The organism is Bacillus sp. FSL L8-0167, assembly GCF_038630295.1.
In the GTDB taxonomy this organism is placed as follows: domain Bacteria; phylum Bacillota; class Bacilli; order Bacillales; family Bacillaceae; genus Bacillus; species Bacillus safensis.
On record NZ_CP152027.1, the window covers coordinates 2,797,851 to 2,814,657 of the forward strand.

Annotated in this window: 19 protein-coding genes; 4 read left to right on the forward strand and 15 right to left on the reverse strand. The window is 40.2% G+C overall.

What is annotated here, in order from left to right:
- Nucleotides 1-2: 2 nt before the first annotated feature.
- The 7 genes from terS to MHB66_RS14580 all read right to left on the reverse strand — a co-directional run bounded on the left by terS (nt 3) and on the right by MHB66_RS14580 (nt 2,732).
- The gene (terS, locus tag MHB66_RS14550; protein ID WP_046313395.1) at nt 3-647 is read right to left on the reverse strand and encodes a phage terminase small subunit; all 645 of its coding nucleotides are present in this window, start codon (nt 645-647) and stop codon (nt 3-5) included.
- Between the two features lie 152 nt (nt 648-799).
- Nucleotides 800-1,318, reverse strand: coding sequence for a sigma-70 family RNA polymerase sigma factor (locus MHB66_RS14555; RefSeq protein ID WP_046313392.1), 519 nt, complete (start codon nt 1,316-1,318; stop codon nt 800-802).
- Nucleotides 1,319-1,444: 126 nt separating this feature from the next.
- Complete coding sequence (locus tag MHB66_RS14560; RefSeq protein ID WP_024423268.1) at nt 1,445-1,651, reverse strand: XtrA/YqaO family protein; 207 nt, start codon at nt 1,649-1,651, stop codon at nt 1,445-1,447.
- On the reverse strand, nt 1,648-2,049 hold the full coding sequence (locus MHB66_RS14565; RefSeq protein WP_034282500.1) for a hypothetical protein: 402 nt from the start codon (nt 2,047-2,049) through the stop codon (nt 1,648-1,650). Before MHB66_RS14565 ends, MHB66_RS14560 begins: the two co-directional genes overlap by 4 nt.
- Before the next feature lie 50 nt (nt 2,050-2,099).
- Complete coding sequence (locus tag MHB66_RS14570; protein WP_080701215.1) at nt 2,100-2,342, reverse strand: hypothetical protein; 243 nt, start codon at nt 2,340-2,342, stop codon at nt 2,100-2,102.
- Nucleotides 2,320-2,472, reverse strand: coding sequence for a hypothetical protein (locus MHB66_RS14575; RefSeq protein ID WP_169737554.1), 153 nt, complete (start codon nt 2,470-2,472; stop codon nt 2,320-2,322). The genes MHB66_RS14570 and MHB66_RS14575 overlap by 23 nt, the downstream gene beginning before the upstream one ends.
- Nucleotides 2,469-2,732, reverse strand: coding sequence for a helix-turn-helix transcriptional regulator (locus tag MHB66_RS14580; protein ID WP_034282502.1), 264 nt, complete (start codon nt 2,730-2,732; stop codon nt 2,469-2,471). The genes MHB66_RS14575 and MHB66_RS14580 overlap by 4 nt, the downstream gene beginning before the upstream one ends.
- A gap of 159 nt (nt 2,733-2,891) precedes the next feature.
- Between MHB66_RS14580 and MHB66_RS14585 the strand changes: the two genes are divergently transcribed.
- The 3 genes from MHB66_RS14585 to bioB all read left to right on the forward strand — a co-directional run bounded on the left by MHB66_RS14585 (nt 2,892) and on the right by bioB (nt 4,985).
- Nucleotides 2,892-3,269: a helix-turn-helix transcriptional regulator gene (locus MHB66_RS14585; RefSeq protein WP_024425910.1), complete on the forward strand. Its 378-nt coding sequence runs from the start codon at nt 2,892-2,894 to the stop codon at nt 3,267-3,269.
- A 218-nt stretch (nt 3,270-3,487) separates the two neighbouring features.
- A complete protein-coding gene (locus MHB66_RS14590) occupies nt 3,488-3,838 on the forward strand; it encodes a hypothetical protein (RefSeq protein ID WP_024425911.1) in 351 nt (116 codons plus the stop codon).
- A gap of 151 nt (nt 3,839-3,989) precedes the next feature.
- The gene (bioB, locus tag MHB66_RS14595; RefSeq protein WP_046313389.1) at nt 3,990-4,985 is read left to right on the forward strand and encodes a biotin synthase BioB; all 996 of its coding nucleotides are present in this window, start codon (nt 3,990-3,992) and stop codon (nt 4,983-4,985) included.
- 35 nt (nt 4,986-5,020) lie between these two features.
- Here the strand turns inward: bioB and MHB66_RS14600 are convergent, their stop codons facing one another.
- The 4 genes from MHB66_RS14600 to MHB66_RS14615 all read right to left on the reverse strand — a co-directional run bounded on the left by MHB66_RS14600 (nt 5,021) and on the right by MHB66_RS14615 (nt 8,431).
- A complete protein-coding gene (locus MHB66_RS14600; RefSeq protein ID WP_024423274.1) occupies nt 5,021-5,494 on the reverse strand; it encodes a hypothetical protein in 474 nt (157 codons plus the stop codon).
- Between the two features lie 374 nt (nt 5,495-5,868).
- Complete coding sequence (locus tag MHB66_RS14605) at nt 5,869-6,702, reverse strand: undecaprenyl-diphosphate phosphatase (RefSeq protein ID WP_046313507.1); 834 nt, start codon at nt 6,700-6,702, stop codon at nt 5,869-5,871.
- A 127-nt stretch (nt 6,703-6,829) separates the two neighbouring features.
- Nucleotides 6,830-7,972: an AI-2E family transporter gene (locus MHB66_RS14610; protein WP_024423275.1), complete on the reverse strand. Its 1,143-nt coding sequence runs from the start codon at nt 7,970-7,972 to the stop codon at nt 6,830-6,832.
- Nucleotides 7,973-8,038: 66 nt separating this feature from the next.
- Complete coding sequence (locus MHB66_RS14615) at nt 8,039-8,431, reverse strand: DoxX family protein (protein ID WP_034282508.1); 393 nt, start codon at nt 8,429-8,431, stop codon at nt 8,039-8,041.
- A 197-nt stretch (nt 8,432-8,628) separates the two neighbouring features.
- Here MHB66_RS14615 and MHB66_RS14620 point away from each other — a divergent pair, with 197 nt between their 5' ends.
- The gene (locus MHB66_RS14620) at nt 8,629-9,621 is read left to right on the forward strand and encodes a Gfo/Idh/MocA family oxidoreductase (protein ID WP_046313387.1); all 993 of its coding nucleotides are present in this window, start codon (nt 8,629-8,631) and stop codon (nt 9,619-9,621) included.
- Between the two features lie 62 nt (nt 9,622-9,683).
- Here MHB66_RS14620 and MHB66_RS14625 read toward each other — a convergent pair whose 3' ends face one another.
- From MHB66_RS14625 to MHB66_RS14640, 4 genes are all read right to left on the reverse strand, one after another.
- On the reverse strand, nt 9,684-10,208 hold the full coding sequence (locus MHB66_RS14625; protein WP_024423278.1) for a type 1 glutamine amidotransferase domain-containing protein: 525 nt from the start codon (nt 10,206-10,208) through the stop codon (nt 9,684-9,686).
- Between the two features lie 90 nt (nt 10,209-10,298).
- Entirely contained in the window at nt 10,299-12,287 is a 1,989-nt protein-coding gene (locus MHB66_RS14630) for a methyl-accepting chemotaxis protein (RefSeq protein ID WP_046313385.1), read from the reverse strand.
- Between the two features lie 365 nt (nt 12,288-12,652).
- Nucleotides 12,653-14,629, reverse strand: coding sequence for a methyl-accepting chemotaxis protein (locus MHB66_RS14635; protein ID WP_046313383.1), 1,977 nt, complete (start codon nt 14,627-14,629; stop codon nt 12,653-12,655).
- Nucleotides 14,630-14,802: 173 nt separating this feature from the next.
- On the reverse strand, nt 14,803-16,794 hold the full coding sequence (locus MHB66_RS14640) for a methyl-accepting chemotaxis protein (protein WP_046313381.1): 1,992 nt from the start codon (nt 16,792-16,794) through the stop codon (nt 14,803-14,805).
- Nucleotides 16,795-16,807 lie beyond the last annotated feature (13 nt).

Sequence of the window (16,807 nt, forward strand, 5' to 3'; positions counted from 1 at the left end):
CGTCATGAGTCTTCCTCTTTTCGCTTGATCATGATTTGAAGATCTTCCTCTTTTTCTTCACGCACTGCTTTTTTCGTTTTTTCGATCGTCAGTTCAATTTGCCTCAGCCTTAATCTTCGTTCATCCTTCGCATGTGCGAGCTCTTCAAACTGTTTTATTAAACGCCTGAGTTCACCCATTGCACGGGATTGTGCATTTAAAAACGTCGCATGCCGATCCCATGAAAATTGAAACGAGTATTCTTCTGAGGTCATGTCTAGTTCTGTCTGAATGCCTTCGCCTGTTTCTTCTAATGAAGAAGGCATGTATGCCGCCTTTTTCAGCTCTTTGATCATGTCCTCTTGATCTGCTACATACATGATTCGCTGCGCCCGAATAATGGCTGCATATTGAATTTGAATTTGGTCCCAGATTAAATCAAGCGATGTGCGTCCATCCATTTTCTCCATGATTTCAATCGTTTCATCTGAAAGAAATTGATTGAAAATCGAGTGTGCTTGCTTTGACGAAGTTTTTTGTCTTTGCCATCCGTATCGTCTTTTCCACGATTTGACGGTATGGATCGAGACATTGTAATGATCAGCAATTTGCTGGTACGTCATCCCCTTCATATAATCCTGCTTGGCCTCTATCCGTTTATCTTTCATTTACATTCACCTGCCGCCTCCTTTTAATTCGAATGATTCCCTCTGAAGGAATCATTTGTGTAGGGCTAGCAAACATTCGTTTGGTCTTTCTAACTATAGGTGGCAACTGTAAGACAAGCTTTAGCTGATTTATTTTTGAACAGAAAAAACACCTATTCAGCAGCTCTGAATAGGCGTTCTTGTACTTTTTTGGACATTTTCGTCCGCGCTCTTTCCATATGTTTTTGCACAGTTCCTTTTTTGACATCCAGCATGTCCGCAATCTCGCTAAACGATAACCCTTGTGTTGTGTGCATAAAGAATACGTCCTTTTCTCGATCTGTTAAAACAGACAAAGCGTCATCAATTCTTTTTTTGTCTCTCTCACTGACTTCTCTTTCTTTCTCTTGAATAAGGGTATATTCATGTGTTAAAGCCTCTAACACTTCTGGATTTGCGAGAATGGTACGCTGATAGACTGAACGTCTGTCTAATCCTCTGCGCGCGCCTGGCTCTCTTCCAATTTGAAGCCATTCTACTACGTATTCCAGATCGCTTACCATACTGGCGATCATTTTTTTATCATGCTTGTCTTGAACGGACAGCTGATGTTCTTCTTTTTCTTTAAATGGTTCATATTGTTTTCTAGCATTCTTTAAAGCTCTTTTATATTCAATGAGTAAATCTTGCATATTGGCTCTCTCCCTTTTTTAAGAAAATAAAAAACGGACACCAATCAGGCCCCCTTTAGCAGGGTCTTGATCAGTGTCCGCAGGCTTTCCGTCTTGGACATATTGTGCTTTGATGTGTTCAGTCAGTTAGCTGATTTTAAAACCAATCTCGTGATCTACTCTTGCAAAATGACCTTTTGCCGTTTGAATAATGGTTTTTCCATGTTCAGGTACATCCATTTTATAAGCCGTTCCTACATTCCCATCTAACACGATGACTTGAATTTTTCCTTTTTCCATCTCACCGACAAATGTTTGGTTTTCTTGAATGAATAGTTGTTTTGGCTCGTTCATCTGCTTGTCTCCTTTTTTGGTGTTGGCCTCGTGCCACCACCTACCGTATTGATAATGATTTCAACTCTTGGACACATACTATAAAACTGAGAAACTCTTAAATCGACCATCTGCAGAGGGACTTCATCGGCTATAGAATGAAGTGCTTCTTGAATATGCTGTAGATTCGGCTGAAAGATGCTGACGTGTACTGGGCGTATCAACCCTTTTTCTGCGTATGTACGCTTTTTTTGGCAGTCAGCTATGTCAAACGGCATGTGATCAAATAAACGAATTTCAAGTGATAGTGCGCCTTTTAATTTTTGCGGGCATTGCCCTTTTGCAGCTGATCGTATTCTTTTCATCAATGTCTCTTTTGTTAACAAATGCTCATGTTCAATGATTAAATGGATGACCATGTTATGATCTCCCGTCATCCTTTGCCCACTGGCGGATGTCTTGTTCGTTTTTACTCGCTTTGAGCAAGCATTTCAAAAATGTCATGATTTGCTTCCATCGTTTCACGTTGACCTGATTCCTCCTTTTTTGTATCATCAACCTTAGCTTCTAGGAGGGTCATATATGTCTCTTTCTCTTCTGATGTGGCAAAAACAAACATCGGTGTCTGATGATGAAAGGCGATCCAGCCGCCAGCTTGGTCTAAACAAAGCTGCGCTTCTTTTCTAGCATCAAACGTCAGCTGATGTCTCATCTTCTTCAGCTCCCTCCAAGCTGTCCTCAATTTCTGTTTGGTATCCATATCGTTTCATGTCATATAACCAATAACTTTTTGGATAACCAAAGTCACTTATCTGAGTCACCATTGGATGTTCAATATTCATTCTGCTCGTCTCCCCTTTTCTAAGAACCGATCTTCTCTTAAACAATTACTCTTTTCGTGTAACTTTTGGCCAAAAAAAAGCTCTTGAACCCCGGTATTCAGCAGATCTGCAATATGCTTTGCTGTTTCTAAGCTAGGCTTCGTTCTGCCCATTTCGATATTCGCATAGCCGCTTGTGTACTTATATCCCAATTTTTTCGCCATATAGGTTTGTGTTTTTCCTTGCAATATGCGCTCTTCTCGTAAATTTTCAAGTTTCATCTTTCCACCTCTTACTCAATATGTGTAAGTTATATTCATTATGATAATATACACGAAACGAGTAAGTCAATCATATTTTTATTCTTTTTGTGTATTTATTTATCTTTTCCGTGTAATTCATGATAAAATTTACTCATAACATGAAAAAAGGTGTTTCTGATGGATAATTTGACTGGGAAGATTCTAACTGAATTAAGAGAGAAGCATGGATGGAGCAAGTCAACAGTTGCTAAAAAACTCGGATTAAAGGCGATGTCCACTTATGCAAACTGGGAATACGGCTTGAGAAAACCCGACGGTGAAATGATTGTGAAAATTGCCGAATTATATGGGGTCTCAACCGATTATCTTCTCACAGGTAAGGACAAAGGCAGGCCCGATGACGATCTTGCAGACGATCCTGATTTGCAAATTGCGTTTAAAGCAGCATCAGATTTTTCCGAAGAAGCACGAAGACAAACCATCGATTTTATTAACTACATTAGAGAGAAGGAGAAGCAAAAAGGTCGTCAGCCAAAAAAGCGAGACGACAATTGATCATCTCTTTTCATCTGCTTTATGCTGGGACGAACCCAGCTTTTTTTATACCTCTTTTTCCCTTAAAAAAGAAATAGCATATGAATAAAAAATCATGTCTTTTCCAACATAATATGTGACAATTTTCGCCATAATTACTCTTTTTTTCACATATTTTAATTGACAAATAATTCTATTATTATTAATATATGTATATACCAAAAAAAGGAGTGTTACCGATGAAAAAATTCATGAAAATCTGTACATTGTCTTTAGCTGCTGTAGGTGCTCTTACATTCTCTCAAACTGAAGGTGCTCATGCAGCTGCACAGCCAAAAGAACCAGTCATAGCAAAAGCTCCTATTATGAATAAAGTAATTACGGTGAACCGTACGCTTTCTGTAGGTTCTTCAATCGCCGTCTCTCTTCCAGCAAGCCAAATTTCTGTGTCGGGTGCAACGTATGCGATTCAATTAGATCAAACAGCTCCAAACTTTACTTGGATTCGCGCTGTACAACGCGGTTCTGTGACAGTTTCCTACTATAATTCACTAGGCGAGCTTGTGATTAACTATATTACTGTTCGATAAGCAATCTAGCTTTACATATCTAAAGGCGATGACATGAAGTCATCGCCTTTTGGTGTTTAGAGTTGGTTTCATCTGAAACATGATTGCCAACATCCGCTCAATATGTTAACTTTTAATAAATATAAGTTAACATATTGAGGGGGCATTCATGATGAGAGAGCAGCTGTCTTTGTCTTGGGAAGCAATAGCGGAGAAGGCGATGAAAAATGAACCGATCACGGCGCAAGAGGGTCTAGACATTCTTGAAGCTGACGATAGAGAATTGTTACCTATTATGCATGCAGCCTATCAAGTGCGATATCATTTTTTTCAAAAAAAGGTGAAATTAAATATGATTTTTAACGCGAAAAGTGGATATTGCCCTGAGAACTGTGGATATTGTTCACAGTCGATGATTTCAAAAGCACCAGTTGAAAGATATACAATGCTTGATCAAAAGACCATTGTAGCTGGTGCGCGTGAGGCTCTCAAAAGAAAAGCCGGGACTTATTGTATTGTGGCAAGCGGGAGAGCACCTTCTCATAGGGAATTAGATGAAGTCACAGCAGCAGTCAAGGAAATCACTGAAACGATGCCTTTGAAGGTGTGTGCCTGTCTTGGGTTATTAAATGAAGAAAAAACGAAGCGGCTGAAGGAAGCGGGTGTTCATCGGTATAATCACAATATCAATACACATCATGATCATCATGCTCACATTACGACAACTCATACCTACGATGACCGCGTGTCGACCATTGAGCAGGTCAAACAATCTGGCATGTCACCTTGCTCAGGGGTCATTATTGGAATGGGTGAAACCAATCAGCAAATTGTTGAAATGGCTTTTGCGCTCAGAGCACTTGATGCGGATTCAATTCCAGTCAACTTTCTTCATGCCATCGAAGGAACACCGCTTGAGCATCAAAAACGAACACACCCAATCAAAGCATTGAAAGTGCTGGCAATGATGAGATTTGTCAACCCAACAAAGGAAATTCGGGTATCCGGAGGCAGAGAGTTTAATTTACGGACACTCCAGCCGCTCGCACTGTATGCCGCAAATTCCATTTTTGTTGGTGATTATTTAACAACAAAAGGCCAGCAAGTCCAAACGGATCATCACATCATTGAGGATTTAGGGTTTGAAATAGAAGAATGTGCGTTATAAAAGAAGTCTGCCGATTCACCGGCAGACTTTTAAGATTAGAATCTTTTATGAAAATCGACAGTTCCGCTTCCATCTTCTCGGTCAAAGCTGCCAACAAACGTCCAGTTAATATATCCACCGTCGCCATTATTGACAAACGTACCATCTTCAAATACCCAAATACCAAACGTAATCCCGTCATATTCAACACTATCATAGTAAACAACATTGTTCAGACCGCTAAAGTCGTGGTCTTGGCTTAAGTTTTGGACAACTACGTTGTAGTTTTGACCTGCTTCATAGAACGCACTGTATGCCGCATTTTTTACGAATCCATCACGATTTTGAGATGATTTTACTGCTTGTTCAATTTTATCGGCAATGGCTACTGGATCAATTGAGACACTTCCATCAACACCTGTTGTTGTAGCAGCTTCAGCCGTTTGACCAAAAGTCGTAAGAGATAGAGGGGCAGCAATCATTGACGTAGCGATGACAGAACCAACAAACATTTTGCTTGTTTTTCTCATTATTTCTAACTCCTCCTTTAATTGGTATGTTTATGTACTACCCCTTCATCTGTCTCTTAAACACTAATTTATGAAAAAAATTCTTATTCTACCAATTAAGAGGGTATTTTTACTGTTTAATTAGGCGAAATCACAAAAAAACTACTCTTATAAAAGAGTAGTTTTTTCAGATTGTTGACAAAGGGCTAAAATGATGTTTATTTTAGCTCTTTGTCTTTTTTTCAGCGTGATAGAAAACCTTTGCAGTCTAGGAAGGACGAGCACTGGCGTGGAGCGAATTTGACATTCGTGAGCACCAGCGCGCAGGACTGACAAAGAATGCGAGGATTTGTCTACACGCTGAAACTACTCTTATAAAAGAGTAGTTTACAGTATTACATGAACAGGATAAATAAAATCACACCTAGGATAATTCGGTATATCGCAAAAGGCACCAGTTTGATTTTATTGATCAGTTTTAGGAAGAATCGAACAACAAAGAGAGCCACAACAAACGCACTCACAAAGCCGACGATAAAGAATGGCAGCATATCCGGTGTTAAATATTCGGCATTTTTCACAAGGGTTAACAAGCTTGCTCCTGCCATGATCGGCATCGCCATGATAAATGTAAAGTCTGCCGCAGCACGGTGATTCAAACCAAGAATAACCCCGCCTGCGATCGTCGAACCTGAGCGCGAAAATCCTGGCCATAATGCTAAACATTGAAACAGTCCAATATAAAGCGCCTGTCTGTAAGTCATGTTATCGACAGAGCTTGTTTCTGATTTCCGTTTATTGATCCAGTCAGCGACAAGCATCAGAACTGCCCCTAAAATCAAACCGACAGCGACTGTTCTGACGTCAAATAAGTATTTATCAATATAATCTTCAAATAGAAATCCTAAAATGACGGCTGGAACAAGTCCAACTGCAATTTGGGCGATGGTCAGTTTATGCCCGCTGCGCTTTTGCTCTTCGGTGATATTTTTCTTTAAGCCCAATAAGTTTAAAATACGATCTTTAAACACGATCATGACAGCTAAAATTGAGCCTAACTGAATCACGACTTTAAATGTGTTGGCCGCTTCTGGCGTAATAATTTCCTTTGATTTTAACCAAAGATCATCGACAATGATCATGTGACCTGTAGATGAAACAGGTGCGTACTCTGTTAATCCTTCGACAATTCCTAAAACCAGTGCCACGAATAAATCCCATAGATTCATGATTTTCTTTCCTTTCAATTCTGATCTTTTGAACACGCCAAACATCTATGTCCACATAAAGACAAGCTTCCTTCATCGAAAGCTCGTCTTTATGATACTATATTTTTTTCAAAAAAAGATTATGACATCAAACCTTTTCTTCTTTATACAAATTAGACCGCATTTTGAACCAATCAAATAAGTGAGTCGTGATGACCTTCAGAACGGCATACGTCGGAATAGCGACAATGATGCCGACCACGTTGAACAATTTACCAGCTGTTAATATAACAAAAATAATCGTAATGGGATGAATATGAAGGTTTTTCCCCATCACCTGAGGAGAAATGAATTTCCCTTCAACGAGCTGAACCACTGTCCAGACTATAATGAGTTTTAGCAGCATTACTGGTGACGTCACAAGTGCAATCACAATCGCTGGAGTAATCGCAATTGTTGGACCAAGGTAAGGCACTATGCTTGTACATGCTGCAATGATAGCGAGCAGCAGCGCATAGTCAAGTCCAATGATCATATAACCGATTAACAGAAGAACACCGATACAGAAGCTGACAATGATCTGTCCGCGAATATACGAGCTTAGACGGTGGTTCATTTCGTGAAGCATGATATGTGTATGTTCCCTCATTTTACTTGGGAAAAATTTCAATAGATAGTCAGGCAGCTTTTTGCCGTCTTTTAATAGATAAAACAGAATAAACGGCACAGTCACGATCGAGATGATGACTTCTGTGAGCGCCCCTAAGAATGTTCCTACACCGGTAAAGGTGCTTTCCAAAATCTTCGTCGCTTGACTGGATGCTTTACTTACCAATTCAGACACGTTAAAGTTCATCGAGTTTTGCACTTGATTAATAAAGTTACTTCCTGTTAATTGTCTAATTTGATCTTCTACCGTATCGACGTATTTCGGAAGATTATGAAATAGACTCATGGTTTGAGCTTGTAAAAAAGGAATAATGGACACGATGGTCACTGTAATAATCCCAATAATGACAATATATAAAAGCAAAATGGAATAGATCCGCTTGATTCTTGCTTTCTCTAACAAGTTAACAATTGGATTTAATAAATAATACACGACTCCCGTTAAAATAATCGGTAAGGCAATGGTTTTGACGAGTACAATGAGCGGTGTGAAAATAAATGATGTTTTCATGAAAACTAGGATATTCAATCCAATTAATAACAGGACGAGTAAAAAGAGAACAAACTTGTTATCAAGAAAAAATTTTCTAAATCGACTGCTCCACATTTGCATAGAATTCATATTGTTCCTCCAAACACGGGCTATTTTATGAGTAAATTGTACACTACTTGATCATGATTATGGTCGTCATTGTTTGAGCTTTTTTTCCCATTTTGCAATGGACATTGCCCATACAATGAGAATCGGCTGTCCAATAAGCCTTATCCATAGCAAGGCTTGTTCTGTATTTTCTTGACCTGGAAATGGTATTCCCTCACGAGCAGCAAATAAGTTTGCAGGGAAAATGAGTACAAGATAGACAGCAATGGATTTTGCCGCTGCAATCCTGACATTTGGCAAAAGCAGCAGCACGGCCAGCAGCCATTCAAGACATGCAGTCGCATAGACCATTACATATGGAAATGGCCAGCCTGGCATCATGCGGGCAAAGCCGCTCGGCTCTATCACATGAAAAATACCAGCCGCTATGAATAAAAGCGCAAAGATGTATGTACTTCCTATATGCAGGACGCGCTTCATGTTTCCTCCTCTCCCTTCTATCCTGAGTATTACCCGAAGAAGGAAGAAACTACCCACTTTTCGTACATTTATATCCTTTATGTAAGACGTTTCAGCCTATATAAAGGTTTCATCCGCTTTGCAATAAAAAGAATATTCTTTCATACAAACGCTTTCAAAGCATGTATAATCAGAGAAAAGCAGAAGGAGGGAATCACATGATTCGATTTGCTGTCATCGGAACGAACTGGATTACAGATCGGTTCTTACAAGCTGGTGAAGAACTAGCTGATTTTACATGTACAGCCGTCTATTCACGGTCCGCTGAAAAAGGACAGGCCTTTGCCGAAAAATATGGGATTGATACGGTTTTTACGAACTTACAAGAAATGGCGGAAAGTGATACGTTTGATGCCGTGTATATTGCGAGTCCAAATGCCCTTCATAAAGAGCAGGCCATGTTAATGATGGAGCATCAAAAGCATGTTTTATGCGAAAAACCATTCGCCTCTCATCGAAAAGAAGTGGAAGAAATGATTGCCGCAGCGAAAAAACATCAAGTGTGTTTGATGGAAGCGATGAAAACGACCTTTCTGCCTAATTTCCTTCAAATCAAACAGCATCTTGATCAGCTTGGACCTATCAGGCAAGTGGTCGCGCATTACTGTAAATATTCTTCAAGATACGATGCCTATCGAAGCGGCGAGCTTCCAAATGCCTTTAAGCCTGAGCTATCCAACGGTTCTTTAATGGATATCGGGGTGTACCTCGTTTACCCAGTCATATACTTATTTGGTCTGCCGAATCAAATCACCGCAAGAGGCTATAAGCTTTCTTCTGGTGTGGATGGGAACGGTTCAGTCCTTTTACAGTATGACGGGCATCAAGCACTTCTTTTTCATTCTAAAATTTCAACGTCTCATTTATCGGCTGAAATTCAAGGCGAGGATGCCACCATGGTGATTGATCAATTCCACCGTCCTTCACGAATCACGATACACGACCGTGACGGACATCAAACTGACATCTCTCTCAAAGATGATCAGCCAGCTATGTCTTATGAAATCAATCATTTTATTGAGTGTATTCAGCAGGGAATGGGGCAGTCTCCTGTCAATACATTTGCCCTATCTGTTCAAACCATGTCCGTCATGGACGAAGCGAGAAGACAAATGGGTGTGTTGTATCCTGCCGACAGACAAAATGTATAGGGCATGAAATGATGAACAAAGGGCGAAATTTTTTTGTTCGCCCTTTGTTTCGTGTCAGTCGTTTATTTTGCGGCTAACACATCCGCAAATGCTTTCACATACGGCGGAAGGTCCGGCGGGCGTCTGCTGGAGATGAGGTGGCCATCTGTGACAACTGCCTCATCGAACCAGTCCGCACCAGCATTTGTCATATCGTCTTTAATACCTGGTGTACTTGTCACTTGTCTGCCTTTCAGGATTCCTGCTGATATCAGCACCCAGCCGGCATGACAAATCTGACCGATTGGTTTTGCCTTCGCATCAAATGTACGGACGATGTCTAATACTTCTGGATAACGGCGCAGTTTATCAGGCGCCCATCCGCCAGGGACTAGCACAGCATCATAATCATCAGCTTGAATGGAATAAAAATCTGCATCAGATACCGCCGGCACACCATACTTCCCGATGTACTCATGATTTGCTTTTTCACCTACAAGATGGACAGTCGCCCCTTCTTCTCTTAAACGCAGAACCGGATACCACAGCTCTAAATCTTCAAAATCATCGCTGACAAACGCAATGACCTTCTTATCTGATAAACGCATACTATCTCTCCTCTTCTTTCGATTTCCTCTATTGTACGAGATGTCCTCTTAAAAAGAAAAGCGGTTCCCCTTGAGGAGAACCACTTGACCTTATTCGCTGATCTTGAATTTTTTAATTAAATCACGTAATTCTTCCGCCATTTGGGAAAGAGTTGTGGATGAAGAACTAATCTCTTCCATAGAAGCAAGCTGCTCTTCAGCAGATGCTGCGATATCTTGGATGCTTGCTGAACTCTCTCTTGATACATCTGCAATTTCATTTACTGCTTTAGAAATTTGCTCAGATCCTTTCGACAGCTCGCGCACCGTTGTATTCATTTCATTCATTCTTGCTGCGATTTCCGCTGTTTGCTCATTTATTTGTGAGAAGCTTTCTTTCGTTTGATCTGTAATAGTAAGACCATTTTTCACTTCTTCATTCACTGCTTTGAACATATTTTGAGATGTTTCGATTTCAGTAACGATTTCATTCACAAGCTTTTCAATCTCTTTTGCTGAATCCGATGATTGAACCGCTAGTTTACGCACTTCTTCCGCAACAACAGAGAAGCCTCTGCCTGATTCACCTGCACGTGCTGCTTCAATGGCAGCATTTAGTGCAAGTAAATTCGTTTGATCCGCAATGCCGTTAATCACGCCGAGGATGTTTGTGATATCTTTTGATTTATGCTCTAGCCCGTTGATCACGCCTTCAGCTTCTTTCACTGAATGGTCAATCGTCTTCATTTGGCCAACAGTCTGCTCCACAAGCTGTCCGCCTGTTTCTGCGACTGTTTTTGATTGAACAGATGACGCTGTGATGACATCAGACGTTTCGGCAACTTCGTTCAGTCCTTCATTCATTTGTTTTAAATGAACCGCGCTTTGTTCCACCATTTCGCTTTGATTTTCGTTGCCGTTTGAGAATGTTTCAATAGATGATGTGATATGTTCGGTTGCTTTAGTTGTTTGACCTGCGCTTGCCGTCAGTTCTTCAGATGATGAAGCAACATTCTCAACAGATGTTTGTACTGCTTGAATGACATCTCTTAGGGACTCACTCATTTCATTAAAGCTTGTGCCAAGCTGTCCAATTTCATCTTTTGAGCGGACATCAATTTTTTCTGTTAAATCTCCCTGACTGATCTTCTTCGAAGAAGAGACAAGAGTGGAAAGTGGTTTTGTAATGGAACGGATGATAAAGAAGATCAGAATCCCGCCAATGATAAGCGCGCCGGCTAAAATGATGGCGGCCATGTTAAAGACTGGCTGTGCAGCTTCTTCTACTTCACTGACAAACATCGTCCCGACAATTTTCCAGCCAGTCGCCTTGTTTGTGGTGAACTCCATTTGCTTTTCTTTTCCTTCAAACATATAGCTCATAGATCCGTTATCTTGTGAATACATTTTTTCTAACCATTCACCAGATAATTTTGTTCCTGCTTTTTTCGTTGGATGTGCCACATATGTACGGTCTGGACTTCCAATAAAGGCATAGCCTTGTTTCCCAATGTTAATGCTATTGGACTCTTTAACTAGATTCGCAATGTCTAGGTTCATCGCGATGACGCCTGATCCATCCTCTAGTTTTTTAGAAATGGTTACCACAAGTGTACCGGTTGAAGCCGTTGCATATGGGGCTGAAACAGACAGCTCACCGTTTTTCGCCCAGCCGTCTTTGTACCAATCCCGCTCAGTAGCGACATAACCTGCAGGCATTTTTTGATTAGGATATCTTGAAAACACTTTGCCGTCACTTGAAGCGACAAAAATGCCTTCTGTGTCATCATTCATACTCATGAACTGCTCAAAGCGTCCTTGAATATCGGTCGTTCCTTTTTGCTTGAGCTTTTTCTCCGTGATCCATTTGCTAAAGAAATCGGCTGCGTCTGTTTTCACTTTGACAACCTTCGTAATATTTTTATCTAGCTGCTCTACGTTTTCCTTTGCACTTTGCATAATTTGATCATTTAATGAGGTGCTTGCCGTATGGTATGAAGAGAATGCCAATACAATGATTGGACATAAAAGAATAAATAAGAAAGAGAATACGAGCTTTTTTGAAATAGATGGCTTTCTGAAATACTGTATGAATTTCATAAAAAAGAAAACTCCTTTTAGTAAGATAGTATATATATCGGAAGTACTACTAGGTTCTTTACTTTTTTAACTTATTAAAGTCTAAATAAGTCCAAATTACCCAATTTATATGCATCGAATGGAAAAACACCTGACGTTTTGGCGTCAGGTGCTTAAGATTGTTGACAAAGGGCTAAGAGATTCTTGATTTTAGCCCTTTGTCTTCTTTTTCAGTGTGATAGAAAACCTTTGCAGTCTAGGAAGAACGAGTACCAGAGCGAATAAAAGATTCGTGAGCACCGGCGCGCAGACCTGACACCAAATTTGAAGGTTTGTCTACACGCTGAAACACCTGACGTTTTGCCGTCAGGTGTTTCGCTACTCTCTTACATTTTAAATTGTTTAATAAGCTCCCTTAGTTCTTCTGCCATCTGAGATAAAGTGGCAGAGGATGAGCTGATCTCTTCCATAGATGCCAGCTGCTCTTCTGCTGATGCCGCGATATCTTGGAAGCCTGCTGAGCTTTCTCTTGAGAGCTCTTTGATTTGATTCACCGCATGAGAAATATCATTTGAGCCATGCGATAGCTCTTCGGCTGATCTGTTCATTTGTTTCATTTGTTCTGTCATTTCTAATGTTTTATCAGTGATTTTCTCAAAACTCACTTTCGTTTCATCTGTAATGTTTAATCCAGATTGTACTTCACCTGCTACTTGTTTAAACATTTTCTGCGATTTTTCTATTTCCTCCACAATTTCGTTCGTCAGGCTTTCAATTTCTTTTGATGAGCTTCCTGACTGCTCTGCCAGCTTGCGGACTTCTTCTGCGACAACAGAGAAGCCTCTGCCTGCTTCACCTGCTCGTGCGGCTTCTATCGCAGCATTTAAAGCAAGGAGATTCGTTTGGTCCGCAATACCGTTGATGACCCCAAGAATGTTTGTAATATCTTTTGATTTCTGCTCTAAGCCTGCAATGACAAGCTCTGCTTCTTTTACTGCCTGCTCAATCGTTTGCATTTGACCTGCTGTTTTTTGAACGAGTTCTCCTCCAGCCTGAGCAGTTTTGCTCGATTCGATCGACGATTCCATCATATGAGAGGTTGTATCGACCATATGCGATAAGCTCCGATCCATTTCGTTTAACTGAACTGAGCTTTTTTCGATCATATCATTTTGATGTTCAGTGCTGTTTGAGAACTGTTCAATAGATGATGTGATATGCTCGGTCGCTTGAGCTGTCTGTCCTGCACTTGCCGTTAACTCTTCAGACGAAGCAGCCACATTTTCAATGGAATTTTGGACAGCTTGAATGACTTGCTTCAGCTTTGCTGACATGTCGTTAAAGCTTTGCGCAAGCTTACCAATTTCATCGTGCGTACGAACTTCAATATACTGGGTCAAATCACCTTGACTGATTTTTTCAGCCGATTCAGAGAGCTCTATCAGTGGCTTTCGAATCGATTTAATAATAAAATAAATCGCGATTCCGCCAATGGCAATCGCAGCCGCAAGAATGATCATTGTTAAGTCGAGCACTGGCTGTGCGGCTTCTTTTACTTCATTCACATACATCGTTCCAGCAAGCTTCCAGCCGGTTGCTTCATTTGTGTCAAAAAACATTTGCTTCGGCTGGCCATTGTATTCATATTCAAAGCTGCCTTCTTTTTTATCATATAGTTTTGAGATGAAGTCACCAGTCAGCTTTGTCCCAGCCTTATCGGTTTTATGGGCCACATAACGCTGATCTGATGTGGCGATAAACGCATAGCCTTCTTGGCCAATTTTGATGCTGTTTGTATCTTTTACAACCGTATTTAAGCGTACATTCACCCCGATCACACCAGATCCATCTGCTAGCTGTTCTGATATTGTGATGAGCAGGTCATCTGATGACTTATCGGCAAAAGGATCTGAAATGATGAGTTTCTTCTCTCCCATCGATTTCTGAAACCAAGTTTCATTTTTTGCGCTCTTTGCATTACCTTTGTGAATCTCCGAATATTCAGTTAGTTTACCATTTTGATCTGCAACAAATACTTCTACTACATCGTCATCTGTTTCCGATAATTGCTCTAATTTCACTTTGAGTAAATCTTTGTTTTTAGCAGTCAATTCACCCTTTTTGATCGATTTAGATAAGTATGAAACCATGTCAATTTTAGGCTGTATATCTTTATTAATGAGTTCGTTTAATTGTTGAACACCATTTGCAGCACTAGACATAATCTCATCATTAAGAGACTTTGATGCCACTTCATAAGAAAATGCAGCCAATACGAGAATTGGCACTAGGAGAATCGCTAAGAATGCAGTAATTAATTTCTTCGACATCGTAAAGTGCTTAAAAAAGTTGATTTTTTTCATGACTCTACTCCTTTTGATTTATGATTTGTGGTCTTCCTCTTCTATTCTTAGGTAATATGAATTATTTTTCAAGGAATAATGTTCAAAAAATCCAAAAAATAAGTATAATTACCCATTTCTTTTGATTTACTCAATGAAAAAGAGCCTCTATCTGGAGGCTCTTTTCTTCCTGTCTATTCAACCTTAAATTTGCTAATTAAATCGCGTAATTCTTCTGCCATAGAAGAGAGTGTGGCAGAGGACGAGCTGATTTCTTCCATTGATGCCAGCTGTTCTTCTGCTGAAGCAGCAATGTCTTGAATATTTGCCGAGCTTTCACGTGATACGTCTGCGATCTCACGAACAGCCTCTGACACATGTGCCGAGCCTTTTGAAAGCTGAACAACGGTTTGATTCATTGTTTGAAGCTGGTCAGAAATTTCTTTTGTCATTTCGAAAATATTGTGGAAGCTTACTTTCGTTTGTTCAGTGAAGCTTAGGCCTGATTGAACTTCTCGATTCACTGCAGTGAATACTTCCTGTGATACGTCAATATCTTGCACGATTTCTTTAATCAAATTCTCAATTTCTTTTGCCGAGTTGGCAGATTGAACCGCCAGTTTTCTTACTTCTTCTGCTACAACGGAGAAGCCTCTGCCAGATTCACCAGCTCTTGCTGCCTCAATCGCTGCATTTAGCGCAAGTAAATTCGTTTGATCGGCAATTCCATTGATGACACCCAGAATTTGGGTAATGTCTTTAGATTTACTTTCAAGTGCACTGATGACATTCTCTGCTTTTTTCACGGACTGATCAATGACATTCATTTGAGAAGCGGTTTTTTCAACAAGCTGGCCGCCTTCCCCTGCGATATCTGTTGATTTGATCGATGAAGCAGTAATGGATTCAGCCGATTCATTCATATTCTGAAGACCGCGGTTCATTTCCTCTAACTCTTCTGAGCTCAATTCGACTTTATCATTTTGGCTTTCATTTCCGCTGGAGAATTGTTCAATGGCTAGTGTAATATGCTCTGTTGCTTTACTTGTTTGTCCTGCGCTGGCAGTCAGTTCTTCTGATGAAGATGCGACATTCTCGACTGAAGTTTGAACGGCTCCAATGAGAGATCGCAATGAGTCAATCATCGTATTAAAGCCTTTACCAACTTGTCCAATTTCGTCATCTGACTGGATCTGAAGCTTATCGCGTAAATCACCTTCGCTGACTTTTTTCGAGAAGCGGGCAAGATTGGATAACCTTTTTGAAATAGAGCGGACGATAAAGAAAATGAGGGTTCCTGCAACAATGAGTGTGACACTGAATACGATAATGGCTGTATTGAAAACGGGCTTTGCCGCTTCTTCTACTTCAGATACGAGCATCGTTCCACCAATTTTCCAGCCGGTTAATTCATTGGTGACATATGCAACCTTTTTATCTGTTCCTTTGAGGGTATAGCTGCCGCTTCCTTCTTTGTTTTTAAAAATAATGCTGGCCAGATTTTCATTGACTTGACTTCCTGGCTTTTGGGTTGGATCTGCTAAAACTGTTTTATCTTTCTCCATGATGAAAGCATAGCCTTTTTGCCCAATTTTGATTTCTTTTAGTTTTTGGAGCAGGCTGTCAATTTCCATATCAAGACCAATGACACCTGAACCATCTTTCATTTTTTGGGCAATTGTGATAACCATTTTGCCTGTGGATGCTGCTACATATGGTTTTGTGATGACTTGTTCTCCGTTTTCTGCTTTCAATGCCTCTTGATACCATGGACGTTCTCTTGGATCGTAGCCATCTGGCATCTTTTGAACTGGATATTGCATAAACAATCCCTTTTCAGAGCCTGCATAGATTGCGGATACATCTTTTTCATTAATTTTTCCAAATTGCTGTAATTCTTTAATGGTCGCATTTCTATTTTTTTCTTGAAGGTTAGACGCTTTGAGCGAGTCTGAAAACAGTGTCACAGCATCTGATTTGTTGCCAATATTCTCATTGATTAAGGTATCAAATGCATTAACCTGACTCATCGCACTGCCCATAATCTGTTTGTCTAGCTCTGTCTTTGATGTAAAAAACGCACTAATTGTCAGTGCCACAGTTGGCAGAATAAGGACGACCAAAAAGGCAATGATTAATTTCTTTGAAATGGATGGTTTTTTGAACCATTGGATCATTTTTCCCATTTTAACTTTCCCC